Here is a 24252-nt window from a genome sequence, read left to right as displayed (position 1 = left end):
ACTCCTTCGTCCTGGATCGGTCCGGCGATCTTTGCGTGCCCTGTGAAACCGTGTCAACGCCCCGCCGGCCCGTCGGAACCGGAGTTCGTCCGTCGGACGGCGAGGTCCACGAGGAGGTGGGTGTCGCGGCGGTCGCGACCGTTCCGGAGGTTCTTGGGGGGACGGTGGACGTCGCGGAGTTCCAGGGAACCGGGCACGGGACGGCGGTCGTCGGAGGGACCGGACAGTGCCCAGTTCACGAGCCGGATGCGGATCGGGAAACCCGTGGTCTCCACGCCGCCGGGGGCGGGATCGCACGTCGCGTGGCGCACGACGGGACCGAACTCGGCGGGGGAGGGGCGGACCCGCAGGAACCACGTCACGTCGTCACCGACGGTGGGTTTCGGGCGGTGCGGCAGCTCCTTGACGTGGAGCAGGACGCGGAGGACGACGAACAGGCGCAGGCTGACCGGGGTCAGCGCGGTGTGGCGGTGCACTCGAGGACCCGCGCACTCGACGGACCGGGGGACGAAGCCCCCGGGCGCGGGTTGACCGGTGACAGGGTGGACCGCGCGCCGTACCCGGGTCAAGCCCCGGGGAACCGCCCCGCGGCGCGAGGGGGCATCCTGGTCCCGTGCGGACGGTCACCTACGAGGAACTCCCGGACGTGCCCTGGCGCAACGGGCTCGGCACGACGCGGGAGGTGCACCGCGACGAGCGGTGGCGGCTCAGCATCGCCACGATCACCGCGCCCGGGCCGTTCTCCGTCTTCCCGGGGGTGGACCGCACGGTCGTGGTGGCCCGCGGACAGCTCGTGCTGACGGTCGAGGGCCGGGTGCACCGCCTCGGGCCCGGGGACCTCCTCCGGTTCGCCGGGGAAGCCGCCGTCACCGCCGAGCCGGACGGCGACGTCACGGCCGTCAACGTCATGACGACGCGTCCGCACGAGGCCCAGGTGCGGGTCGGCGTCCCCGAGCAGGCCGTGGTGGCCGTCGACCTGTCCACGTTGCAGTCCCACGTCGCCGTCGCTGCCGGAGACCTCGCGCGACGCGCCGTCGTGGTGGAGGCGGTCTCGTGAGTTCGGAGTTCCTCGTCGTCGGCGCCGGGTTGGCGGGTGCCTCGGCCGCCTGGCGGCTGGCGCAGCGCGGGTTCTCGGTGACCCTCGTCGAGCGCGACGTGCCGGCGTCCGAGCGCGGCAGTTCGCACGGCTCGGCGCGCATCTTCCGCTACGCCTACCCCGAGCGGGTGTACGTCGACCTCGTCGGCGCCGGCGAACCCGGCTGGGCGGAACTGTCCGCGCTGCACGGGTCCGACCTCGTGCAGCGCTGCGGAGCACTGGACTTCGGGGCACGGCGCGGCCCGCACGGGCTGGCGGCAGTCCTGGCCTCCGCGGGTGTCGAGCACGAACTGCTGTCCCGGGACGACGCCCGCGACCGCTGGCCGCACATCGCGTTCGACACCGACGTCCTCCTGCACCGGGCCGGCGGCGTGCTGGACGCCGAGTCCACCGTCACGACGATGGTGTCGGCGGCGCAGGCGCTCGGGGCGGAGGTGCTCACCGGGTGGCCGCTGCGGCGGCTGGAGCGGACCGGGGCGGGGTTCACCGCGCACGCCGAGGACGGGCGCACCCTGTCGGCCGGTCGTGTCGTCGTCGCGGCGGGCGGCTGGCTGCCCGACCTCCTCGGTGACCTGGGGCTGCCGAGCGGGTTCCTCGCCGCCCTGCCGCCGCTGCGGGTGACGGAGGAGAACGCGTTCCACTTCCCCTACCGGGACGGCGCGGACGAGTGGCCCACGCTCATCCACGACCGCGACGAGATCTGCGTCTACGCGCTGCCCGGCGGACGCGACGCGCACTTCCGGGGGCAGAAGGTGGCCGAGTTCGCCGCGGGGCGGGCCATCGGCTCCGCCGCGGCGCGGACGGGCCGCGTCGACCCCGCCAACCGGGAGCGGGTCGTGGAACACGTGCGCCGGTTCCTGCCCGGCCTCGTTCCGGAGCCGTACGCCGAGACGACGTGCCTGTTCACGAACACCCCCACCGAGGACTTCGTCGTCGACGAGGCCGACGGGGTGACCGTCGTGTCCCCGTGCTCGGGGCACGGCGCCAAGTTCGCGCCCGTCCTCGGCCAGCTCGCGGCCGACGTCGCCCTGCGGGCGGGATCCGGTGCGGCGTCCGTGCCGGACCGGTTCCGGGTAGGTTCGGCCCGTGCCTGAGACCGCGCAGCTGCTGGCCGCCATCGCCGACACGGGCCGCGACCCCGTGCGCGGTGGGTACTCCCGACCCGTCTTCGCGAGCGCGGAACGTGAACTGCTCGAGTGGTACCGCGCCGAACTCGGCCGCCGCGGCCTCGAGAGCGAGACCGACCGGAACGGCGTCGTCTGGGCGTGGTGGAACCCCGCCGGGGTGCCGCTGCGGGACGCCGTCGTCACCGGCAGCCACCTCGACTCGGTCCCGGGGGGCGGCGCCTTCGACGGGCCGCTCGGAGTCGCCTCCGCCTTGCGCTCCCTCGACCTGGTCCGCGAGCGCGGGGTGGAACCCGTCCGGCCCCTGGGGCTGGCGGTGTTCCCGGAGGAGGAGGGGTCCCGGTTCGGCGTCGCGTGCCTCGGCTCGCGGTTGCTGACGGGGGCGATCGCCCCCGAGCGCGCGCTCGCCCTCACCGACCCCGACGGGAACACCTTCGCGGACGTCGCCCGCGGCGCCGGGCTCGACCCGGCGGGTTTCGGACGTGACGACGAGGCGTTGGCCCGCATCGGCTGCTTCGTGGAACTCCACGTCGAACAGGGCCGGGGCCTCGTCGACCTCGGCGCCCCCGTGGCCGTCGCGTCGTCCGTCATCGGGCACGGGCGGTGGCGGTTCACGGTCCACGGTCAGGGGAACCACGCCGGGACGACCCTGCTCGCCGACCGCCACGACCCGCTGCTCGTGGCGGCCCTCGTCGTCGCGGCCGCCCGGGAGGTCGCCGCCGCGCACCCCGGGACGCGGGCGACGGTGGGACGGCTGAACCCGGTGCCGGGCGGGACGAACGTCATCGCCTCCCGCGTCGACCTCTGGCTCGACGTGCGTCACCCCGAGGACGCGGTGACCGCGGCCGTCGTCGCCGAGGTCTCCCGGCGCGCAACCGGGCTCGCGGCCGCCGAGGGCTGCACCGTGGACGTCCGCGAGGAGTCCCTCAGCCCGACCGTCGACTTCGACGTCCCCCTGTCCCGCAGGTTGTCCGGGGTCCTGCCCGGCGCGCCGCTGCTCGCGACCGGCGCGGGTCACGACGCGGGCGTCCTGGCCGAGCGGGTCCCGACCGCCATGCTCTTCACCCGGAACCCCACGGGTGTCTCGCACTCGCCCGAGGAGTTCTGCACCGACGACGACGCCGAACTCGGGTCCGTCGCCCTCGCCGACGTGCTGGCCGACCTCCTGGTGTGAGGCCGCGCGGTCAGCTCATCGTGTCCAGGATCGCGGTGAGGTCCTCGATCGTCGTGCGCGGGTTGACGATCGCGAACCGCGCGTTGGGGCGGCCCCGGTGGCTGCTCGGCGTCACGAACGCGAGCTGCTCGTCCAGCAGCCGCGCCGACCAGGCGTCGTAGTCGGCCTTCGTCCAGCCCACGCGCTCGAACACCACGACGGACAACTGCGGCTCGCGCACGAGGGACAGTTCCGGGCGCCCGGCGATGACCCGGCCGATCTCGGCCGCCAGGTCGATGGCCGCGTCGATCGCCTCCCGGTAGGCCCGGACCCCGTAGGTCGCCAGCGAGAACCACGTCGGCAGCCCGCGCGGACGCCGGGTGAGGTGGGCGGCGAAGTCCGAGGGGCTCCAGTCCTTCGTCTCGGTCAGGGTGTCGAGGTACTCGGCGTGCTGGGTGTGGGCGCGACGCCCGCGTTCAGGGTCGCGGTAGATGAGCGCGCACGCGTCGAACGGTGCGAACAACCACTTGTGCGGGTCCACGATGACGGAGTCGGCGTGCTCGAGGCCGGCGAACACCTCGCGGCGCCGCGTCGACAGCCTGCCGGCCAGACCGTAGGCGCCGTCGACGTGCAACCAGGTCCCGCGCTCGGTGGTGACCTCGGCGATGCCGGCCAGGTCGTCGACGATGCCGAAGTTCGTGGACCCCGCGGTGGCCACCACCGCGAACACCCGCTCGCCGTGCTCGTCGAGGGCTGCGCGGACGGCGTCGCCGCGCAGGACGCCGTCCTCGCCCGGAGCCACGGCCACGACGTCGACGTCCATGACCCGGGCGGCCGACGCGATCGAGGAGTGCGCCTCGGCGCTGCAGACGACGGCCCAGCGACCCGGCGCGGTCCCTCGACCACGGGCGTCCTCCCGGGCGGCGACGAGCGCGGAGAGGTTGCCGAGGGTCCCGCCCTGGACGAAGACCCCGCCGGAACCGGCGGGCAGCCCGAACTCGTCGGCGAGCCAGCGCAGCACCTCGTTCTCGGCGTGCACGGCCCCGGCCCCCTCGAGCCAGGAACCCCCGTAGAGGGCGCTCGCCGAGACGACGATGTCGAAGGCCGCGGCGGCCTTGGAGGGCGCGGAGGGGATGAACGACAGGTAGCGCGGGTGGTCGGTCGTGATGCAGGCGGGCGCCAGCACGTGCTCGAACACGGCCAGCGCCCGGGCGGCACCGATGCCGTCCTCGGTGACGGCCGGCGGTGCGAGACGGCGCAGGTCGGCGCTGCTGACGGACTTGTCCAGAGGCAGGTCGCGCGCCGTCAACCGCTTGCGGGAGTAGTCGAGCACGAGGTCGAGGGCCGCCTCGTTCTCGGTGGTCGTCTCGTGCATGCGCGCGGACGTGCCCGCGGGGGTCTCGTCGTGCATCGGCCAGCTCTCGGTGGGCGTCCGGGGCCACACGGCGCCGGACGGGACGGGGACGGACCGCGGCGGGTGCCGGCTCCACCACCACGCTAGGGGTGCGTGCAGGGAGGCTCAAGACGCCTGGCGTGCGCGCACGCGCAACGGATGCACCGTCTCGCCGGGCGGGGCGGGTGGTCCGTTGCGCGCCTCACGCGGCCTGGCCCCGGGGTTCGTCGTCGAACCAGCGGTCCGGTGGGTCGGTGGGGCTCTCGTCGAGCCACCGACGTGCGGCCTCGGGGTCGCGCCGGTGCAGCTCGGTGAGCAGCAGGCTCAGCGCTCCCACGAGCCGCTCCCGCTCAGCCCCCGGAGCACCCTCCGACGCCGTGCGCAGGGCCCGCCACTCGGCGAAGAGGGCCTCCAGCGGCAGGACCCCGAACAGGTCGGCGAGGGCGTCGGGGCTCTGTCGCACGTCGACGGGCGGGGCAGGGGTGACGTCCCGACGGGCGGGGGCGGCCGACGCCTCCCACGACAGCAACCACCGCACGACGACGGCCGACCCGAGGCCGAGGACGGCGGCGGAGAGCAGCCGGGACGGGACGCCGGCCGCGTGCGCTCCCGCCACCAGCGGGCCCACCGCGGCGGCGGCCAGCAGCAGCCCGCGCGTACGGCGTCGAGTCTGCGGGCGACGGGCGGACTCCGGCGTCGTCACGGCCGGCAGGACGAGCAGCACCAGGCTCACGAGCGCGGCCGAGAGGAGGACGGTGGCGGGGGTGCCCACGGCCCCCACGACCGCCACGACGGTGGCGACCGTGCCCGCCACCGCAGCACCGGCCCGCAGCGACCAGCGGGCTGTGACGTCCGACCGCACCACGACCCTCCTCACCGCCCGCCCCGGGACCAGGCGACCGCGGTGGTCCTGAGGAGTTCTCTCGTCGTGGACAACGCCCACCGGGCCCCGGGGGTTCCCCGTCAGCTCGGGGAGGGGTCCGATCCCTGGGCCGCCTCGCGCAGCGCCGGGATGATGTCGGACTTCGCGGCCGCCAGGAACTCCTCCTGGTGCTCACCGCCGATCTGGACGAGGGCGAGGTCGGTGAAGCCCGCCTCGAAGTACGCCGACGCCGCCTCGACGACGGCGTCCACGTCGTTCCCGCAGGGGATCTGCCCGGCGACGTCCTCCGGCCGCACGAACTGCGTGGCCCCGGCGAAACCCGCCGTTGTCGGGAGGTCGGCGTTCACCTTCCAGCCGCCGGCGAACCAGCGGAACTGCTCGTGGGCGCGGGCGATCGCGGCGTCCTTGTCCGAACCCCAGCTGACGGGCATCTGCCCGATCTTCCGGCTGGGCTGCTGGCCGGTCTCCCGGGCTGCGTCCCAGGCCTTCAGCGCCGCGTCGGGTTCGACCGCGATGGCGTGGTCGGCCAGGGGGGAGAACCGCGTGGCGGACTTCTCCCCGCTGATCGCCACGGCGATCGGCACCCGGTGCTCGGGGACGTCCCACAACCGGTGGGAGTCGACGCGGAAGTACTCACCCGCGTAGGTGAGCAGGTCGCCGTCGAAGAGGTTCGAGATGATCTCGCACGCCTCGACGAGCATGTCCTGGCGTTCCTCGACGGCGGGCCAGCCGTGGCCGACGACGTGCTCGTTGAGGTTCTCGCCCGACCCCAGGCCGAGGACGAAGCGTCCCTCGGACAGGATCTGCACCGTCGCGGCCTTCTGGGCGACGATCGCGGGGTGGTACCGGACCGTCGGGCACGTCACGTACGTCATGAGTTCCACGCGCGACGTCGTGGCGGCCACCGCGCCGAGGACCGACCAGGCGTACGGCGCGTGGCCCTGCGACGTCAGCCACGGCGAGGCGTGGTCGGAGAACACGACGGTGTCGAACCCCGCCTCCTCGGCCGCACGGGCGTCGCGGACGAGCCAGCGCGGGTCGGACTGCTCGCTCATGCAGGTGTAGCCGATGCCGGGCGCGCTCACGACAACGCCTCCAGCAGCGCGCGGTTGAACGCCGGCAGGTCGTCGGGGTTGCGGCTCGTCACCAGGGGGCCGGGGCCGTTGCGGTCCACGACGACCTCCTCGTCGACCCACTCGGCGCCCGCGTTGCGCAGGTCCGTCTGCAGGGAGGGCCACGACGTCATCCGCCGGCCCGTCAGCACGTCGGCCTCGGCCAGCGTCCACGGCGCGTGGCAGATGGCGGCGATGGGCCGCGTGGAGGCAGCGAACTGCTGGACGAAGGTCACCGCGGAGCGCGAGGTGCGCAGGGCGTCGGGGTTCGCGACGCCGCCGGGCAGGACGAGGGCGGCGTACTCCGACGGGCTGGCGTCGTCGACGACGACGTCCACGTCGAAGGTGTCGGCCTTGTCGAGGTGGTCGAACGCCTGGACCGTGCCGGGCTCCAGGGACAACAGCACCGGCTCGCCGCCGGCCTCCTGCACCGCCTTCCACGGTTCCGTCAGCTCGACCTGCTCGATGCCCTCGCCCGCGACGAGGAACGCGATCTTCTTGCCCGTGAGCTTGCCCGTGAACGTTGCGTCCGTCATGCCGCCACGCTCGCACCGCGGGCGGGGGTCGGCATCCGGGAGCGGGTGCCGTGCACGCCGGTGGCGGGGCCACTGCCAGCGGCGCTGCGGGCGTGGAAGGATCACCCCTGCCAGAGCCGTCGCACGGAGGAGTGCCCCCCATGCCCATCGCCACCCCGGACGTCTACGCCGAGATGCTGGACCGCGCGAAGGCCGGTTCCTTCGCCTACCCGGCCATCAACATCTCCTCCTCGATCACGTTGAACGCGGCCATCCGCGGCTTCGCCGAGGCCGAGAGCGACGGCATCGTGCAGGTCTCCACCGGCGGGGCCGAGTTCCTGTCCGGCACCACGGTCAAGGACATGGTCCTGGGCTCGCAGGCGCTGGCCGAGTACGCCCACCACGTCGCCAAGGCGTACGACGTCAACATCGCGCTGCACACCGACCACTGCCCCAAGGACAAGCTCGACGGGTTCGTCCGCCCGCTGCTCGCGATCTCCGCCGAGCGCGTCAAGAGCGGTCGCGACCCGCTGTTCCAGTCGCACATGTGGGACGGCTCGGCCGTGCCGCTGGAGGAGAACCTGCAGATCGCCCAGGAGCTCCTGGCCCAGGCCGCCGCCGCCAGGATCGTCCTCGAGGTCGAGATCGGCGTCGTCGGGGGCGAGGAGGACGGCGTCGCCCACGAGATCAACGACAAGCTGTACACGACGGTCGAGGACGCCCTGGCCACCGTCGACGCGCTCGGCACCGGCGAGAAGGGCCGGTACATGGCCGCCCTGACGTTCGGCAACGTGCACGGCGTCTACAAGCCCGGCGGCGTGAAGCTGCGCCCGGAGATCCTCAAGCAGATCCAGGACGAGGTCGGCTCGCGCGTCGGCAAGGACAAGCCCTTCGACCTCGTCTTCCACGGCGGGTCCGGCTCGTCGGCCCAGGAGATCAGCGACGCCGTGGACTACGGGGTCATCAAGATGAACATCGACACCGACACCCAGTACGCGTTCACACGCCCCATCGTCGGCCACATGTTCACCAACTACGACGGCGTCCTCAAGGTCGACGACGAGGTCGGCAACAAGAAGGCGTACGACCCGCGCGCGTGGGGCAAGGTCGGCGAGACCGGCATGGCCGCGCGCGTCGTCGAGGCCGCGCAGAACCTCCGCAGCGCGGGCAAGTCGGTCAAGTGACCCGCTGACCGGACAGCACGCGGCCCCGCTCACCGGAAGGTGGGCGGGGCCGACTGCTGGGGGCCGGTGTCAGGCGGGCTGCGGGCCGTCCCCGTCCGCGGCGCTGCTCAGGCCCGGCTCCTCGTCGACGACGTCGAGCAGCTGGACGATGTTCGTCGTCTCGATGAGGAACTTCACCACGGCCGGGGGACGGATGAGCGTCACCCGGTGCGCCTTGGACCGCGAGGCCAGCCGTGCCAGGAAGGCGAGGCCGGTCGAGTCCATGAAGGTCACGTGGTGGGCGTCGACCTGCAGCGGACGGCCGGAGCTCAGCGCGTCCTCGGCGGCCTCGAGCAGGTCGGGGCCGAGTTCGGCGTCGATCTCGCCGGTGAGCACCACGCGGGTGGCCCGGGGTTCGTAGAGGACGTGCACCGAGCCCGGGTCCACCGAGCGCACCTGGGGCACCCGGGGCGCCTGTCCCGGCGGTGTCGCGTCGTTCGTCATGGGTCCTCCGAAAGGTCCGCACCCTGTACCGCTGAGCCCGGCTCTCTTCAGGCAGCGGACGACCGTCCCGCGCGGTCTTGCACCACGCGGGTGAGGCGGGCGCCCCGGCGTCTCCTCGACGCGCGGTCCGTCCGACCCCCCTGCATGCTATCGACGCCGGATCGGCACCCGCGCCGTGCACCGCGGACGGCTGGTCCTGCGGGCGTCCGGGGGGCCGAACTGGTCAACCGACCGCCGGACACCCCCGGCCGTCGGGCAGACTCCACCACGACCCGGCCGCACGACCAGGCCGCACGACCCGCCGCCCGCCCGCCGTCCCGCCGCCCGTTCCGCCGCACCGAGGAGCCCCGCCCATGCCGGCCAGCAGTCCGCAGGCGCTCGCCCTCGGCGAGCCCGCTGCCGTGCTGCTGCTGGCCCCCGGCGCGGGGACGCTGCTGGCCGCGGACGCCGGGGCCCGGGGGCTCGCCGGCGGGCGGGGGTTGCCGCGGACCCTGGAGGACTTCCGGGTCGCGGCGGGTCTGCCCGCGGGGACCGTCTGGCAGGCCGCTTCCGCGGGCCGCCCGGTCCTCGGTGAGCTGCTGGCGGGGGACCTGTGGTGCAGCGCCGACGTCGTGCCGGGCCGCGACGAGGTCGTGGTCGTCCTGGCCCCCGTCGACCGGGCCCACGCCTCCGCGGGCGGCGTCTCCGTCGTCGCGGCCGCGCCCGGGGCCGCCCTGTCCGCCGTGCGGGAGGGCCGCTTCGTCGTCGACGCGGTCGACGGGGCCTGGACCCGCACCACGGGTGTCGCAGCCGGGGACGTCGAGCACCGACCCGCCCACCACCTCCTGCGCACCCGCGACCAGCGGGCGCTCGGTGAGCTCGACCGGGCGCTCGCCAGCGCGGAGCCGGTGTCCCTGACGGTCCTGGACCAGCGCGCGGACGGCTCCGACTTCCTGCACCACGTCCGCACCGTGCCGCTCCTGGACCGCGCCGGTGCGGTCTGCCACGTCCTGACCTGGCACAGCGACGTCACCCGCCGGACCGCCGCGGACCGGACCGCCGGGGCCCGCCTGGACGTCCTCACCCGCCTCGACGCCGGCGTCGGCGACGCGGTCGACGGGCCGCGCGACCCGGGGACGCCGCCCGCCCCGCCCGACGCCGACCGGGTCCTGCAGGACGTCGCCCGCGTCCTCGGCGACCAGCTCGTGGCCGGTGCGCTCGTCGTCCGGGCGCGGGAGCGGTCCGGGCGCACCGACCTCGAGGTGGTCGCCGCGCACGGCAAGCGGCTGCACGCGCTGCTCGGCCGGCGCCTGTCCCGCGGCCGGGCCGCCGCGCCCGACCCGTTGCTCGACGCCTGCACGCGCGAGCTGACCGACCTCGCCGACGTCCCGGACGAGCCGGGTTCGGTGGCCGCGTGGCTGCACGGGATGTGCACGGACTCCGACCACCCCGGGGCCGCCGCGACGGGCACGTCCGCGCTCGCCGTCCCGTTGAGAGGGCAGCAGGAGGTCCTCGGGCTGCTCGTCGTGTGCCCGCACCCGACCGGGCTGGCGCCGCAGGACCGCGCCGTCGTGGTGGGTGCGGCGGCGCGGACGGCCCTGCTGCTGGAGAACGCTCGACTGCACGCACGGGAGCACGACTTGGCGGAAACACTGCAGCGCAGCCTGTTGCCGGACGCGGCGGGGCTCGTCGGCATCGACGGGCTCGACGTCTGGACCTTCTACGCGCCCAACGCCGACCACTCGCAGGTGGGCGGCGACTGGTACGACGTGCTGCCCGCCCCGGCCGACGGCGGCGGCAGCGCGGTGGCCGGCATCGTCGTCGGCGACGTCGTCGGGCACGACGTCGAGGCGGCCGCGGCCATGGGGCAGATCCGCTCCGTCGTCCGCTCGGCGGCGCACGACGTCGACGACCCCGGCAGCGTCCTCATGCGCGTCGACCAGCTCGCCGGCGGGCTCGGCATCGGCCGGATGGCCTCCCTCGTCTACGCGACGCTGCAGCGCCTGGACGACGGCGGCTGGGAGATGGCCTGGTCCAGCGCCGGGCACCTGCCCCCGCTGCTGCGGCGCGGCGCCGGGGGCGGATCGCCCGCCGGTCACCGCGTCGAGGTCCTCAGCGAGGCGACGGGCACGCTCGTGGGTCTCGGCGAGCGCCCGCGTCCCACCCGCGAACGCGCGCTGTCGCCCGGCGACGTCCTGGTGCTCTACACCGACGGCCTCATCGAGACGCGTTCGCGCCCCATGCGCGACGGCCTCGAGGTGCTGGTCGAGGTGCTGGCCCGCTCCAGCGCCCGCGACGCCGCCGGCATCGGCGAGGAGCTGCTCGCCGGTCTCGGTGAGACGCCCGAGGACGACACCGCGATCGTCGTCGTGCGGGTGCCGGAGGAGTCCGAGCGCGACGGCGAGCCGCTGCCGACGGCCGACACCCCGCGCCGCCGCCGCTGGCAGCTGCCGTCCGAACCGTCCTCGATCGGCAAGGCGCGGCACGCGACGTTGCGCGCCTGCGCCGTGTGGGGCCTGGACTGCGGGCCGCGGGCCGAGATCGTCGTCTCCGAGCTCGTCGCCAACGCGGTCCTGCACGGCTGGGGCACGATCGGGCTGCGCCTGTTCGACCTCGAGGGCCACCTGCGCATCGAGGTCGAGGACGACAGCCCCGAGCAGCCGCAGCTCGTCGACGCGCGCCCCGACGGCGGCGGGGGCCACGGGATGCGCCTCGTCGCATCGCTGGGACGGTGGGGGAGCACACCCACCCGGCGCGGCAAGATCGTCTGGGTCGAGATCAGCACTGGAGAGGACCGAGCGTGAGCACCGGCACCAACCTCCTCGGAGGACCCCCGCCCACCCACCTGCCCGCGAACTCCGAGGTCGACGACGCCCTGGCGGCCGGCACCGACCCCGCCGCGGTCGCCGCGACCCACCCCGCGGCGTCGCTGCCGTGGGCGCTGCTGGCCGAGCGCGCGCTCGTCGCGGGGGACTCGGTGACGGCGTACGCCTTCGCCCGCACCGGGTACCACCGCGGGCTGGACGCCCTGCGCCGCGCGGGGTGGCGCGGTCACGGGCCGGTGCCGTGGGCGCACGAGCCGAACCGCGGGTTCCTGCGGGCGCTGGCCGCCCTGCAGCGTGCCGCGCAGACGATCGGTGAGACCGAGGAAGCGGTGCGCTGCACCACCTTCCTGAACGACTGCGACCCGGCCGCCGCCCGCGAACTGCTGCCCTCGTGACCGACGTCACCACGGTCGACCCCGCCCGTCCGGTCCTCGTGGTCGGGGCCGGGATCTCCGGGCTCGCCTGCGCCCGTGCCCTCACCGACGCCGGGGTGCCCGTGCGCGTCGTCGACCGCGGTCGGCGCAGCGGCGGGCGCATGAGCGGCCGCCGCGTCGAGAGCACTGGCGGCGTGCGCGTCGTGGACCTCGGCGCCTCGTACTTCACCGTCTCCGGGGACGGGGACTTCTCCCGCCTCGTCGCCGGCTGGGAGGAGCGCGGCCTGGCGCGGCCGTGGACCGACACCTTCGCCGTGCTCGACGGGTCGGGCGGTGAGCCGGGGTCGTCCTCCGGGCCCGTCCGCTGGGCCTCGCCCACAGGGCTGCGCAGCCTCGTGGAGGACCTCGTCGCACCGCCCGGCGCGACCCCGCTCGACGTCGTCCAGGGCATCGACGTCGAAGGCGTCTCCAGCGGTGACGACGGTCCCGGCGTCGACGGCCGCACCGCCCCCGCGGTCGTGCTCGCCATGCCCGACCCGCAGGCCGCGGACCTGCTGCCGCGCATGGTCGCCACCCGGCTCGACGTGTCGGCCCGGTGGAACTGGCGGCCCTGCATCGCCGTGTACGCCGGCTGGGAGCAGCGCTGGTGGCCCGACTTCCACGGGGCCTTCGTCAACGACTCGGACCTTCTCGTCTTCCTCGCCGACGACGGCTCGCGCCGCGGTGACGGGGCCCCCGTGCTCGTCGCGCACACGGCGCCCGACGTCTCCAGCGAGCACCTCGACGCCCCCGCGAGCATCGTCCCGTCGGTGCTGGAGTCCCTCGGGCCCCTGCTCGGCGTGACCGGGGCACCGGCCCCGACGTGGGCCCGTGCGCACCGCTGGTCGCTCGCGAGCCCGCTGCGCCAGCACGAGGACGCCGTGTTCGGCTTCGACGAGGAGAGCGGCATCGGGGTCTGCGGCGACGCCTGGGGCGAGCGGTCCAAGGTGCAGACCGCCTGGGAGTCCGGGACGGCGCTCGGGCGGCACCTCGCCGGGCGGTTCACGGGCTGAGCGCGGAGCCGCCGTCGGACGGTCGCCGCAGGTCCACCACCCGGTAAGCTCGTCGTGGTCTGCGGTGACCACCCCCTGAGCTGGGCCGGTGGTCCGTGGGGCCGTGCAGGACCCGGACAGTCGTCACCAGGAAGCAGGGGATCTGAATGCCCGCGATCGTGCTCGTCGGCGCCCAGTGGGGGGACGAGGGCAAGGGCAAGGCCACCGACGCCCTCGGCGCACGCGTGGACTACGTGGTGAAGTTCAACGGCGGCAACAACGCCGGGCACACGGTCGTCGTCGGCGACGAGAAGTACGCGCTGCACCTGCTGCCCAGCGGCATCCTCACCCCGGGCGTCACGCCCGTCATCGGCAACGGCGTCGTCGTCGACCTCGAGGTGCTGTTCCACGAGATCGACGCCCTCACCGCGCGCGGCGTCGACTGCTCCAAACTCCTGCTGTCCGCCTCGGCCCACGTCATCGCGCCGTACCACCGCGTGATGGACCAGGTCACCGAGCGCTTCCTCGGCAAGCGCAAGATCGGCACCACCGGCCGCGGCATCGGCCCGACGTACGCCGACAAGATCAACCGCATCGGGATCCGGGTCCAGGACCTGTTCGACGAGTCGATCCTGCGGCAGAAGGTCGAGGGTGCCCTCGACCAGAAGAACCACCTGCTGCTCAAGGTCTACAACCGCCGTGCGGTCTCGGTCGACCAGACCGTCGAAACCCTGTTGTCCTACGCCGAGCGCGTCCGGCCCATGGTCCGCGACGTCAGCCTGGAACTGTCCCGCGCGCTCGACCGCGACGAGATCGTCCTGTTCGAGGCCGGGCAGGCGATGATGCTCGACATCGACCACGGCACCTACCCGTACGTGACGTCCTCCAGCGCCATCGCGGCCGGGGCCTGCACGGGTGCGGGGATCCCGCCGAACCGCATCGACCGGATCATCGCCGTCGTCAAGGCGTACACCACGCGCGTCGGCGAGGGGCCGTTCCCGACCGAACTCCTCGACGCCGACGGCGAGAAGCTGCGCCAGGACGGCGGGGAGTACGGCACCACGACGGGCCGGCCGCGCCGGACCGGCTGGTACGACGCGGTCATCTCCCGGTACGCCGCGCGCATCAACGGCGTGACCGACTTCGTGCTCACCAAGCTCGACACCCTCACGGGCTGGGAACGCATCCCCGTGTGCGTGGCGTACGACGTCGACGGGGTCCGCTACGACGAGATCCCCATGTCGCAGAGCGACTTCCACCACGCGACGCCGGTGTACGAGTACTTCGACGGGTGGACCGAGGACATCTCCTCGGCGCGGTCGATGGCGGACCTGCCGAAGAACGCGCAGGCGTACGTCGAGGCGCTCGAGCAGATCTCCGGGGCGCGCATCAGCGCCGTCGGCGTCGGTCCGGACCGCGAGCAGACCGTCGTCCGGCACGACCTCCTGGGCTGAGTCGCCGATGAGTTCCGTGCAGGTGCGGGAGGCGGCGCTCGCCGACCTCCCGCCCGCGGTGCTGTACGCGCTGCTGCGGTTGCGCGTCGACGTGTTCGTCGTCGAGCAGGAGTGCGCCTACCCCGAACTCGACGGCCGGGACCTCGAACCCACCTGCGTGCACGTGTGGGCCGACGTCGACGGGGCCGTCGCCGCGACGTTGCGCGTGCTGCGCGACGCCGACGGCCGCGGACGGATCGGCCGGGTCGCGACGGCACGGGACTTCCGCGGGGCCGGGGTCGCCGCGCGGTTGATGGAACGGGCGTTGGAACTGCTCGCGGGTTCCGACGTCGTGCTCGACGCGCAGGCGCACCTGCAGCACTGGTACGCCCGGTTCGGGTTCGTCGCGCAGGGGTCGGAGTTCCAGGAGGACGGGATCCCGCACGTGACGATGGTGCGCACCGCCTGAGACCCCGGCGGTGCGCCACGGTCAGAAGACGTGGTGGGACCAGGGGGCGCGGTCGGTGCGGAACAACTGCTCGGCCCTCACCACCGCGTCCTCGTCGCGCGCCCGGATGCGCCCGGCGCGGACGAGGTCGCGGGGCGGCACACCGCCGAGGTACAGGCTCCCGAGGTCGCTGACGTCCAGGACGAGGTCGGGTTCCCGCGCGGTCGTCGCGCACTCCGCCGCCCCGTCCACCACGGTGAGCTCGTACCGCGAACTCCCGCCGAGGAACGGGTCCTCGACCTGCAGGACGAGCGTCCCGTCCCCGGCCCACCCGCGGGCCCGCAGTGCGGCCGGGACGTCGAGGACCCTGACCCACAGCCAGGGTTCGTCACCGCTGGAGGTGACGGCGTCGTGGTCGAGGAGCTGCCAGCGCAGCGGGTGGTCGGTCGGGGCCTGCGGGAACACCACCTCGCGCACGAGGTCGTGACCCAGGACGAACCGGTCGAGGACCTCGCGCACCGCGTCGTCGGTGGTGACCGTCTCGTCGACGGTGAGGACGCCGTCGTCGAGGGCGTAGCTCACGTAGCCGTCGGGCCGGCCGTCGGCGGTGCGGTGCAGGCCGATCCACCGCTGGTCCCGCGACACCGGAGGGTGCCCCGCGCCGCGGGCCCACCACCGGTGAGGACGGTCCAGGGCCCCGACGTGGTGGAGCCGGTGCTGCTCGTAGACCTCCTCCAGAGCCGCGACGCAGTCCCGCCGGCGGACGACCTCGACCGTCCCCTCGTCGCGGGCCGCCGGTCCGAGCCGGTGGTCGTCGAACGCGGCCCGAGCCCGGGTGACCGCCACCCGGCGGCTGAAGGTGACCGGCCCGTAGCCGAAACGCCGGTAGATCGTCGGTTCCATCGCCAGCAGCACGGTGACGCACTCGCCGCGGGCGCGGAGGTCCTCGAGTTGCCGGCGCATCAGGGCGGTCGCCGTGCCGCGGCGCCGGTGCGAGGGCACGACCCCGACGTTCGTCACCCCGGTGGTCGGGACGCGGGCCCCGCCGGGGAGGGTCAGCTCGAACGAGTACCCCGCGGCCGTGCCCACGGGCCGGCCGTCGTCGGTGACGGCGAGGAGGTTCCGGTCCATCTCCAGGACGGACCAGAACACCCCGCTGCCGTCCTCCTCGGGGGTGTCCGGGAACCGCGCGAAGCGGCGTGGACGGTCTCGACGAAGACGTCGAGGTCGGCGGGGGTGGTGGCGCGGACGGTGACGGGCACCCGGGCACGCTAGGGACGGGCGGCGCCGCTGTCACCGGGGTTTCAGGTCCGCTGGCGCCGGATCACCAGTGACACCACGGTTCCCGCGGCGATGACCGTGCCCGCGACGACCGCGGTGGTGACGCCGAACCGCCCGTGAGTGGCGCCGAGGACCAGGACGGCCAGTGCGGCGACGCTGCACGGGGCGATCCGCGACCCCCAGCGTCCGGGGGGTTCGGGGGTGTCCCTGTCGTTCCAGGAGAACCACATCGGGACCGTCGTGAACAGCAGCAGCGGCCAGAGCCCGCCCGCCTGCGCCTCCGAGGAGGGCTGCTGCACGACCACCAGGGTGAGGACCACGACCACGACGGCGAAGACCGTCCAGAACGCGGTGTCGACGCGGTCCGGCACCCGACCCGCGTCGCGCAGCGGGACGTACCACCAGGCGCGCCGCCGCAGTGCGCGGCTCGCGAGCTGCAGGGCGATGGCGGGGAAGAAGAGCCACGGCTGGGCTCCCCAGCTGTCGGACAGCAGGGGTGTGGCGGCCACGGACAGCAGGACCAGCCACACCAGGTCGCAGGCGAGCGCGCCGGCGTACAGCGCCCGCCCCGCCCCGCGTCCGCAGCGGGTGGTTCCCGGCGGCCCGGGTGAGTTCCTGGGTCATCGACGTCCCCTCACAGTCCGCGGTTCTTCAACGTCTTGTGCAGCGCCTGCCGGGTGACCCCCAGCAGGTCGGCGAGCTCCACGAGGCTGTGGTCCTGCACGAGGTCGGCGAGCAGCCCGGCCCGCGCCGCCGCGACGTGGGAGCGCAGCACGGACGCCGCCGCATCGACCTCTGCGAGCACGAGGACGGCCCCGAGCGGCCCACCGCAGTCGGTGACCCAGTCGCGGTCGGTCGGCTGCCCCGCGAGCTGGCGCAGCAGGCCGTCGCCGTGGTCGGCCAGCGCGGCGGCCACGACGGCGGGGGAGGTCCACCGCTGCAGGCGGTCGGCGACGGCGGGGGCTGCCGGGTCGTAGGGCGGTCGGTGGGTCAGCACGGCGAACCACTCGTCGCCCTGCACCGCCTCGCGCACCTCGTCCACGGCAGCAGTGAACCCAGGGTTGACGAGACTGTCAACCCTGGGTTCAGGAGGGGCGGAAAACACTCTTTCCGCCCTCAGGACGGCCTCTCAAGGGCGGAAGGAGTGTTTTCCACGGGGGCGTGGGTGGGTCAGGAGCGGGCGGCCTCGTCCGGGTCGTGCTGGACGGCCTGGCCGAGGCGCACCTCGACCTCACGGTGCCCGCCGTCGGCGACCTCGACCGGAGTGGCCACCGGCGGGAAGCCGGCCGCGGTGAGCGTGTACCGGCCGCGGGTGAGGTCGTCGAAGGCAAACGTGCCGTCCACGTCCGTCGTCGCGGTGTCGACCACCGACCCGCCCTCGTCGACGAGCGTCACGGACGCCTCGGCGACGGGGGAGCCGTCGCCCGTGCCGACCGTCCCCACGAGTCGCCCGCCCGCGCTCAGCGTCACGTCCAGCTCGACGTCCCCACCGTGGTCGACCTCGAGGGTCTGGGCGACGGGGCGGAAGCTCGACGACAGCACGGACAGGACGTAGCTGCCGGCGACGAGGTCGGCGATGCGGTACCGGCCGCCCTCGTCGGTCCGGGTGGTGGCGACGACGGCGCCCTGCACGTCCAGCAGCGTGATGACCGCTCCGGCGACCGGGCCGTCCGCGCTGCGCAGGACCCCGTGCAGCGCAGCGCTGCCGACGAGGCGCACGTCGTGCCGGACGGTCCGCCCGGCGACGGGCACGAGGTGCGCGACGGGGCGGGCGTCGGCCGCGGCGACGATGAGGACGAACGTCCCGCCGGCCTCCAGCGGCAGCGAGAAGAACCCCACCTCGTCGGCGGCCGTGCGCGCGAGCTGCCGTCCGGAGTGGTCGGTGACGGTGAGCACGGCGCCCGCCAGCGGTCGTCCCGCCGGGTCCCGCACGAGGCCCACGACGCCGAGCGGCAGGTCGAGGAGGACCCGCTCCACCCGCTGCTCGGCCGGCAGGCCGTGCGGAGGACCGTCCGGGGCGTCCTCGGGGTGCCGGCGTTCCTCGCGCGGGGTCGGGACCTCGGGGGTGGCGGGCGCGGCGGCCTCGCCCGTGCCCGAGGCGATCGCGGTGGTCCCGCCGGCCTCGCGGGCGAGCATGGCCTCCAGGCCTCGGCCCTCGGCGTCGACGTTCGGCACGAGCCGGCTCATCCAGCGCGGCATCCACCACGCGGCCCGGCCCAGCAGAGTCAACGCCGCGGGCATGATCACCATGCGGACGACGAGGGCGTCGGCGAGGACGCCGACCGTCAGGGCCATGCCGATGGACCCGATGATCTGGTCCCCGCTCGTGGCGAACCCGACGAAGACGCCCGACATGATGAGCGCGGCGGCCACGACGACGGGAGCCGAGCGGCGGAACCCCGCCAGCACCGCGTCCTTCGGGCTGCGGCCGTGGGCGTGCTGCTCGTGGATCGCCGACACGAGGAACATCTGGTAGTCCATCGCGAGCCCGAACAGGATCCCGACGACCAGCACCGGCATGAAGCTCAGCAGGGGTCCGGGCTGGGCGACCTGGAAGACGTCGGACAGCCAGCCCCACTGGTAGATCGCGACGACGGACCCCAGCGAGGCGCCCAGGGAGAGCAGGAACCCGACCGTCGCCAGCAGCGGCACCGCGAGCGAGCGGAACAGCATGATGAGCAGGAACAGCGCGAGCACGACGATGATCGCGATGTAGACGGGCAGGGCGTCGTTGAGCGCGTCCGTGACGTCGATGTCGAGGGCCGTCTGACCGGTGACGAGGACGCTCGCGCCCGACGTGTCGCCGGTCGCGGACCGGATGGCGCGCACCAGGTCGCTCGTCTTCTCGTCGGTCGGGCCCGAGGCGGGGACGACCGTGATGAGCTGCGCGGTGCCGTCCTGGGACGGGACGGCCGGCACGACGGCGGCGACGTCCGGCAGGCCCTGGACGGTCGTGGCCACCTGCCCGGCCGCGGTCGCGACGGCGGAGGCGTCCGTGCCGTCGACGAGGACCAGCAGGGTGGACTGGGAGCCGGGGCCGAAGCCCTCGACGAGCAGGTCGTACGCCTGCCGCTGGGACGTCGCGGGGTCGGCGTTCTCGGCCGACGGCAGCGCCGTGCGCATCGAGGCGACGGGGATCGCGACGGCGCCGACGGCCACGACCGCCAGCAGCAGGGCGATCACCGGGTGGGCCGTGACCCCGCGCACCCAGCGGCCGAGGAACCCGCGGCCGGCGAGGTCGACCGTGGCCCTGTCGACCAACGAGTCGTCGCTGTCGGCGACAGCCCGCAGACCGGCACGGTCGCGGCCGCGCTCCTTCTTCGGCAGGACGCGCATCCCGAGGACCTTGAGGAACGCGGGCACCGCCGTGAGGGCGACGAGCACGGCGATCGCGACCGTCGCCGCGGCGGCCAGCCCCATCTGGGTCAGGAAGGGGATGTTCACGACCGACAGGCCGACGAGCGCGATGATCACGGTGGTGCCGGCGAAGACCACCGCCGTCCCGGCCGTGCCGGTGGCCTTGGCGATCGCGAGGTCGAGCTCCTCTCCGCGCCGCAGCTCGGTCCGGGTGCGGGCGAAGACGAAGAGGGCGTAGTCGATGCCGACCGCGAGGCCGAGCATCCCGGCCAGGGCGGGGGTCGTCGTCGACAGGGAGACGACCTTGCCGAGGGCCGTGATGCCGAGGAAGCCCGCGCCGACGCCCAGGCCCGCCGTCAGCAGGTTCGCGCCGGCGGCCGCGAGCGAGCCGTAGGTCAGGACCAGCACGAGGGCCGCGACGGCGACGCCAATGGCCTCGCTGGTGTGCCCGGCCTCGGTCTGCTGGACCTGTGAGGTCACCTCGACGCGGACGCCGTCGACCGTGCGGTCGGCCACCCGTTCGAGCGCGTCGGCCTGCGCCGCGGTGACGTCGCCGACCGTCCCGTCGAAGGTGACGCGGGCCGCGGCGATGCGGCCGTCGCGCGAGACCATCGGGCTCTGCTGGGCGAACGGGTCGGTGACCGACGCGATCCCGTCGAGACGGCCGACCTCGGCCACGACGTCCTGCACGACCGTCGCGTTCGCGGCCGTCAGCGTCTGACCCTGCGGCGCCTGGAAGACCACGGTCGCGGTGGCGTTGTTCGCGCCGCTGGCGAACTTCTGCTCCAGCAGGTCCAGGCCGTCGCTGGCCTGGGTCCCGGGGATCGAGAAGCTGGTGTCCTTGGCGGCCGTCTGGTTCAGGCCGAACGCCAGCGCCGCCAGCGCGGCCACGAGCGCCGCCCACACGGCGAGCACCAGCCAGTGGCGACGGGCGCTGAACCGCCCGAGTCGGTAGAGCAGCGTGGCCATCGGGCGGGCTCCTTGGGGAGGCGTGGAGGGGTCCGTCGGCTCCGGTGGCGACGAGGAACGTGCTGTTCGGCTCGTCGACGGTACCCCGGCGACCGGGGTGTCGCCAACGGTTCGCGCTAGTCGATCGGCTAGTACCGAGGGCCCCCGACGTCCTCCGGAAGTCGTACCGCGGGCGGTGCCGACGGCCACGGATACAGTTCTCCCACCGGGCGCGCAGCCACGAGCGAGGAGACCCATGACGACGACGGCCGGCGAGGCTCGGCCCGCCGGGCCGGGGCGGCAGCGGTTGCACGAGGCGGCGCTCCGGTTGTTCTCCGAGCACGGGGTCAGCGGGACGTCGCTGCAGATGATCGCCGACGAGGTCGGGGTCACCAAGGCGGCCGTCTACTACCACTACCGGACCAAGGACGAACTCGTCGTGGGCGTCGTCGCCCCGTTCCTCGACCGCGTGTCCGACGTCGTCGAGGCCGCCCGGGCGCGGCGCGGTCGCCGGGCCCAGGTCGAGGTGCTGCTCGAGGGCCTCGTCGACCTCATCGTCGACGTCCGCCGCCTGTACGTCGTCGCCGCGGTGGACCCCGTCATCGCGCACCTGCAGGAGCACTACCCCCGCATGCGCGAGATCGGGGACGAGTTGCGGGAACTGCTGGCCGGTCCCGACGCCGACGCCGAGCGCCGGGTCGCGGTGGTGTTCTTCCTGTCCGGTCTCGTGGGTCCGCTGGGCGACGCGTCGTGCCGCGACATCCCCGACGAGGACCTGCGCCGGATGCTGCTGGGGACCGGACGCCGTTCGCTGCTGCCGCGTCGGGCCTCGCGCGCGTGAGCCGGCCGTGACCACGATCGCCGTCCTGAGCGAACTGCTCGTCGTCGTCGACTACGCCGTGAAGGTGTGGGCGATCGGGACGGTCCCGGAGGACCGACGGCCCGGGTCCTCCTCGGCCTGGCTGCTGCTCATCCTCTTCCTGCCCGTCGTGGGGCTCCCGCTGTTCCTGCTGCTGGGCAGCCCGTACGTCGCGGGTCGCCGCCACCACGTGCAGCAGCTCACGAACCAGGTCATCGCCGACAGCGTCGTGGACATGCCCCTGATCCCCGAGGGCGTCGTCGTGGACGAGCACCTGCGCAGCCTGCTCGGGCTCAACCGCCGGCTGACCTACCTGCCGTGCGTCGTGGGGGACCACCGGAACCTGCTGGCCGAGGACGAGTTCGTGCCCGCGCTGGTGCGCGCCGTCGACCGCGCCGAGCACACCGTGCACGTGGAGTTCTACATCGCCGCGCTGGACGCGACGACGGAACCGTTCTTCGACGCCCTGCGGCGCGCGGTGGCCCGGGGGGTGCGCGTGCGGTTCCTCTACGACCACCTCGGCGCCCGGGGGTACCCGGGGCACCCGCGGATGAACGAGCGCCTCACCGCGGACGGGGTGGAGTGGCACCGCATGATGCCCATCGACCCGTTGCGCCGTCGGTGGCGCCGGCCGGACCTGCGCAACCACCGCAAGCTCGTGGTGGTGGACCGCCGCACGGGTTTCGTCGGATCGCAGAACCTCATCGACCCCGGGTACCTGAAACCCCGGCACGTCCGCGCGGGCCGACGCTGGGTCGACCTCAACGTGGAACTCACCGGCGCGGTCGTGCAGTCCCTGGAGGAGGTGTTCGCGACCGACTGGTTCGCCGAGACCAGCGAGGTCCTCACGGAGGTGGCCTCCGCGGCCGAGCAGAGTTCCCCCGGGGGTTCCAGCGGCGCGTTCCAGGTGGTGCCGTCGGGGCCGGGCTACCCGACGGAACCGAACCTGCGGATGTTCTGCTCGCTCATCCACGCCGCGACGCGGAAGGTCTCCATCGTCAGCCCGTACTTCGTCCCCGACGAGGGCCTGGAACAGGCGATCACGACGGCGTCCTACCGCGGGGTCGAGGTGGAACTGTTCGTCTCGGAGAAGGCCGACCAGTTCATGGTCCACCACGCCCAGCGGTCCTACTACTCCTCGCTGCTGCGCGCCGGGGTGCGGATCCACCAGCTGCCCGCCCCCGCCGTGCTGCACGCCAAGGTGCTCGTGGTGGACGGCGAACGGGCGGTCATCGGGTCCAGCAACATGGACATCCGCTCCTTCAACCTCGACTACGAGGTCTCGTTGCTCGGCCTCGAACCGAGGTTCGTCGCCGACCTGGCCGCCGTCGTCGACGACTACCGCGCACGGTCGGTGGAACTGACCGCCCAGGAGTGGGCGCGCCGGCCGTTCCGGCAGCGCTACGTCGACAACGTCATGCGCCTGACCGCTGCGCTGCAGTGACTCCCGCACCCCTCGCGGAGGGGATCAGGGCGTCGGGGCGACCTTGACCTCGAGGGAGTCGAGGTAGCTGCGGACGTTCGCTCGGACCTGCTCGACGTTGTCCCCGCCGAACTTCTCCACGACGGCGTCGGCGAGCACGAGGGCGACCATGGCCTCGGCCACCACCCCCGCGGCCGGGACCGCGCACACGTCCGAACGCTGCGCGATCGCCTGCGCCGCACCGCCGGACGCGGTGTCCACGGTGTCGAGCGCGCGGGGGACCGTCGAGATGGGTTTCATGGCGGCGCGGACGCGGAGCACCTCGCCGTTCGTCATGCCGCCCTCGAGGCCGCCCGCGCGGTCGGTGCGGCGCCGGACGGTGAAACCCTCGGTCCCCTCGCCGCCGTCGACGCGCTCGATCTCGTCGTGCGCCTGCGAACCCCGACGGCGGGCCGTCTCGAAACCGTCACCGACCTCGACGCCCTTGATGGCCTGGATGCCCATGAGGGCCGCGGCCAGGCGTGCGTCGAGCTTGCGGTCCCAGTGGACGTAGGACCCCAGGCCCGGCGGCAGGTCGTGGACGACGACCTCGACGACGCCGCCGAGGGTGTCGCCCTCGCCGTGGGCGGTGTCGATCTCGGCCACCATCCGGGCGCTCGCCTCGGGGTCGGCGCAGCGGACCGGGTCGGCGTCGACGGCGTCGCGCTGCCCGCGCGCGGGGACGGTGCCCTCGGCGACCGCCTGGGTGCCGATGGACACGACGTGGGACAGGACCTCCGCGCCGACCGTCTGGGCCAGGAAGGCACGGGCCACCTCGCCCAGCGCCACGCGTGTCGCGGTCTCGCGGGCCGAGGCGCGTTCGAGCACGGGACGGGCGTCGGGGAAGCCGTACTTCTGCATCCCGGTCAGGTCCGCGTGCCCGGGGCGGGGACGGGTCAGCGCGGCGGCGCGGCCGCGGGCCGGGATGCGGCCGGGCTCGTCGTAGCGGCGGCCGTCGGCGTCGGCCGGGTCGGCGGCCATGACCTCCTGCCAGCGGGGCCACTCGCTGTTGCCGATGCGCAGGGCGATCGGCCCGCCCTGGGTGCGGCCGTGCCGGATGCCGCCGATGACCTCGAGCTCGTCCTGCTCGAAGTTCATCCGGGCGCCGCGGCCGTGGCCGAGGCGGCGGCGCGCGAGCGCCTGGCGGATCTGCGCGCTGTCGACCTCGACCCCGGCGGGGAGGCCTTCGAGGATGCCCGCCAGCGCGGGGCCGTGCGATTCACCTGAGGTCAGCCAGCGCAACACGCGCCCGATTCTGCCGTACCCGCCGGGGCGGACCGTCCGCGCCGGGGGGCCTGCGCCGGGCGCTTGA

General features: G+C 74.2%; 21 protein-coding genes and 1 pseudogene. 11 read left to right on the top strand and 11 right to left on the bottom strand.

Features of this window, described 5'->3' with window-relative positions; translation table 11 throughout:
- Nucleotides 1–53 precede the first annotated feature (53 nt).
- On the bottom strand, nucleotides 54–476 hold the full coding sequence (locus AB1207_RS03520; RefSeq protein ID WP_367636398.1) for a hypothetical protein: 423 nt from the start codon (nucleotides 474–476) through the stop codon (nucleotides 54–56).
- 137 nt (nucleotides 477–613) lie between these two features.
- Here AB1207_RS03520 and AB1207_RS03515 point away from each other — a divergent pair, with 137 nt between their 5' ends.
- From AB1207_RS03515 to AB1207_RS03505, 3 genes are read left to right on the top strand one after another with little or no spacing between them, the layout of a single operon-like run.
- The gene (locus AB1207_RS03515) at nucleotides 614–1057 is read left to right on the top strand and encodes a HutD/Ves family protein (protein WP_367636397.1); all 444 of its coding nucleotides are present in this window, start codon (nucleotides 614–616) and stop codon (nucleotides 1055–1057) included.
- Complete coding sequence (locus AB1207_RS03510; RefSeq protein WP_367636396.1) at nucleotides 1054–2190, top strand: FAD-dependent oxidoreductase; 1137 nt, start codon at nucleotides 1054–1056, stop codon at nucleotides 2188–2190. The genes AB1207_RS03515 and AB1207_RS03510 overlap by 4 nt, the downstream gene beginning before the upstream one ends.
- Complete coding sequence (locus tag AB1207_RS03505; RefSeq protein WP_367636395.1) at nucleotides 2183–3394, top strand: allantoate amidohydrolase; 1212 nt, start codon at nucleotides 2183–2185, stop codon at nucleotides 3392–3394. The genes AB1207_RS03510 and AB1207_RS03505 overlap by 8 nt, the downstream gene beginning before the upstream one ends.
- 10 nt (nucleotides 3395–3404) lie before the next feature.
- Here the strand turns inward: AB1207_RS03505 and AB1207_RS03500 are convergent, their stop codons facing one another.
- The 4 genes from AB1207_RS03500 to AB1207_RS03485 all read right to left on the bottom strand — a co-directional run bounded on the left by AB1207_RS03500 (nucleotide 3405) and on the right by AB1207_RS03485 (nucleotide 7297).
- Entirely contained in the window at nucleotides 3405–4784 is a 1380-nt protein-coding gene (locus tag AB1207_RS03500) for a pyridoxal phosphate-dependent decarboxylase family protein (protein WP_437178853.1), read from the bottom strand.
- A 184-nt stretch (nucleotides 4785–4968) separates the two neighbouring features.
- Complete coding sequence (locus tag AB1207_RS03495; RefSeq protein ID WP_367636394.1) at nucleotides 4969–5628, bottom strand: hypothetical protein; 660 nt, start codon at nucleotides 5626–5628, stop codon at nucleotides 4969–4971.
- A 101-nt stretch (nucleotides 5629–5729) separates the two neighbouring features.
- A complete protein-coding gene (locus AB1207_RS03490; RefSeq protein WP_367636393.1) occupies nucleotides 5730–6734 on the bottom strand; it encodes a TIGR03557 family F420-dependent LLM class oxidoreductase in 1005 nt (334 codons plus the stop codon).
- Entirely contained in the window at nucleotides 6731–7297 is a 567-nt protein-coding gene (locus tag AB1207_RS03485) for a type 1 glutamine amidotransferase domain-containing protein (protein WP_367636392.1), read from the bottom strand. Before AB1207_RS03485 ends, AB1207_RS03490 begins: the two co-directional genes overlap by 4 nt.
- A gap of 140 nt (nucleotides 7298–7437) precedes the next feature.
- Between AB1207_RS03485 and fbaA the strand changes: the two genes are divergently transcribed.
- Nucleotides 7438–8460: a class II fructose-bisphosphate aldolase gene (fbaA, locus tag AB1207_RS03480; RefSeq protein WP_367636391.1), complete on the top strand. Its 1023-nt coding sequence runs from the start codon at nucleotides 7438–7440 to the stop codon at nucleotides 8458–8460.
- Nucleotides 8461–8529: 69 nt separating this feature from the next.
- On the opposite strand, the gene AB1207_RS03475 is transcribed toward fbaA, so the two are convergent.
- Nucleotides 8530–8904: an STAS domain-containing protein gene (locus AB1207_RS03475; protein ID WP_367636390.1), complete on the bottom strand. Its 375-nt coding sequence runs from the start codon at nucleotides 8902–8904 to the stop codon at nucleotides 8530–8532.
- A gap of 392 nt (nucleotides 8905–9296) precedes the next feature.
- On the opposite strand from AB1207_RS03475, the gene AB1207_RS03470 reads away from it, so the two are divergent.
- The 5 genes from AB1207_RS03470 to AB1207_RS03450 all read left to right on the top strand — a co-directional run bounded on the left by AB1207_RS03470 (nucleotide 9297) and on the right by AB1207_RS03450 (nucleotide 15054).
- A complete protein-coding gene (locus AB1207_RS03470) occupies nucleotides 9297–11726 on the top strand; it encodes an ATP-binding SpoIIE family protein phosphatase (protein ID WP_367636389.1) in 2430 nt (809 codons plus the stop codon).
- Nucleotides 11723–12142 carry a DUF3151 domain-containing protein gene (locus AB1207_RS03465; RefSeq protein ID WP_367636388.1) on the top strand — a complete coding sequence of 140 codons (420 nt, stop codon included), beginning with the start codon at nucleotides 11723–11725 and terminating at the stop codon, nucleotides 12140–12142. Before AB1207_RS03470 ends, AB1207_RS03465 begins: the two co-directional genes overlap by 4 nt.
- Nucleotides 12139–13173 (top strand): NAD(P)/FAD-dependent oxidoreductase, encoded by a 1035-nt coding sequence (locus tag AB1207_RS03460; protein ID WP_367636387.1) that lies wholly within the window; start codon nucleotides 12139–12141, stop codon nucleotides 13171–13173. The genes AB1207_RS03465 and AB1207_RS03460 overlap by 4 nt, the downstream gene beginning before the upstream one ends.
- Nucleotides 13174–13319: 146 nt before the next feature.
- Nucleotides 13320–14606 (top strand): adenylosuccinate synthase, encoded by a 1287-nt coding sequence (locus AB1207_RS03455; protein ID WP_367636386.1) that lies wholly within the window; start codon nucleotides 13320–13322, stop codon nucleotides 14604–14606.
- Nucleotides 14607–14613: 7 nt separating this feature from the next.
- On the top strand, nucleotides 14614–15054 hold the full coding sequence (locus AB1207_RS03450; protein WP_367636385.1) for a GNAT family N-acetyltransferase: 441 nt from the start codon (nucleotides 14614–14616) through the stop codon (nucleotides 15052–15054).
- A 21-nt stretch (nucleotides 15055–15075) separates the two neighbouring features.
- Here AB1207_RS03450 and AB1207_RS03445 read toward each other — a convergent pair.
- The 4 genes and pseudogenes from AB1207_RS03445 to AB1207_RS03430 form a co-directional block, all read right to left on the bottom strand.
- Nucleotides 15076–16295, bottom strand: a pseudogene (locus tag AB1207_RS03445) (GNAT family N-acetyltransferase).
- 42 nt (nucleotides 16296–16337) lie between these two features.
- Nucleotides 16338–16844, bottom strand: coding sequence for a hypothetical protein (locus tag AB1207_RS03440; RefSeq protein WP_367636384.1), 507 nt, complete (start codon nucleotides 16842–16844; stop codon nucleotides 16338–16340).
- A 104-nt stretch (nucleotides 16845–16948) separates the two neighbouring features.
- Complete coding sequence (locus tag AB1207_RS03435) at nucleotides 16949–17356, bottom strand: hypothetical protein (protein ID WP_367636383.1); 408 nt, start codon at nucleotides 17354–17356, stop codon at nucleotides 16949–16951.
- A 128-nt stretch (nucleotides 17357–17484) separates the two neighbouring features.
- A complete protein-coding gene (locus AB1207_RS03430) occupies nucleotides 17485–20640 on the bottom strand; it encodes an MMPL family transporter (RefSeq protein WP_367636382.1) in 3156 nt (1051 codons plus the stop codon).
- A 235-nt stretch (nucleotides 20641–20875) separates the two neighbouring features.
- On the opposite strand from AB1207_RS03430, the gene AB1207_RS03425 reads away from it, so the two are divergent.
- Together AB1207_RS03425 and cls are read left to right on the top strand one after the other, a co-directional pair.
- The gene (locus AB1207_RS03425) at nucleotides 20876–21460 is read left to right on the top strand and encodes a TetR/AcrR family transcriptional regulator (RefSeq protein ID WP_367636381.1); all 585 of its coding nucleotides are present in this window, start codon (nucleotides 20876–20878) and stop codon (nucleotides 21458–21460) included.
- 7 nt (nucleotides 21461–21467) lie between these two features.
- Nucleotides 21468–22922, top strand: coding sequence for a cardiolipin synthase (gene cls / locus AB1207_RS03420; protein WP_367636380.1), 1455 nt, complete (start codon nucleotides 21468–21470; stop codon nucleotides 22920–22922).
- Nucleotides 22923–22946: 24 nt separating this feature from the next.
- On the opposite strand, the gene aroC is transcribed toward cls, so the two are convergent.
- Nucleotides 22947–24185 carry a chorismate synthase gene (gene aroC, locus AB1207_RS03415; protein ID WP_367636379.1) on the bottom strand — a complete coding sequence of 413 codons (1239 nt, stop codon included), beginning with the start codon at nucleotides 24183–24185 and terminating at the stop codon, nucleotides 22947–22949.
- Nucleotides 24186–24252: the final 67 nt, after the last annotated feature.

It is taken from the genome of Kineococcus endophyticus (assembly GCF_040796495.1).
GTDB lineage: Bacteria > Actinomycetota > Actinomycetes > Actinomycetales > Kineococcaceae > Kineococcus > Kineococcus endophyticus.
This window is presented reverse-complemented; position numbering and strand designations above follow the sequence as displayed.

Coding starts and splice junctions, on each gene's coding strand:
- AB1207_RS03500 (WP_437178853.1), bottom strand. CDS start 4,784: ATGCACGACGAGACCCCCGCGGGCACGTCCGCGCGCATGCACGAGACG.
- AB1207_RS03485 (WP_367636392.1), bottom strand. CDS start 7,297: ATGACGGACGCAACGTTCACGGGCAAGCTCACGGGCAAGAAGATCGCG.
- fbaA (WP_367636391.1), top strand. CDS start 7,438: ATGCCCATCGCCACCCCGGACGTCTACGCCGAGATGCTGGACCGCGCG.
- AB1207_RS03470 (WP_367636389.1), top strand. CDS start 9,297: ATGCCGGCCAGCAGTCCGCAGGCGCTCGCCCTCGGCGAGCCCGCTGCC.
- AB1207_RS03455 (WP_367636386.1), top strand. CDS start 13,320: ATGCCCGCGATCGTGCTCGTCGGCGCCCAGTGGGGGGACGAGGGCAAG.
- AB1207_RS03450 (WP_367636385.1), top strand. CDS start 14,614: ATGAGTTCCGTGCAGGTGCGGGAGGCGGCGCTCGCCGACCTCCCGCCC.
- AB1207_RS03430 (WP_367636382.1), bottom strand. CDS start 20,640: ATGGCCACGCTGCTCTACCGACTCGGGCGGTTCAGCGCCCGTCGCCAC.
- AB1207_RS03425 (WP_367636381.1), top strand. CDS start 20,876: ATGACGACGACGGCCGGCGAGGCTCGGCCCGCCGGGCCGGGGCGGCAG.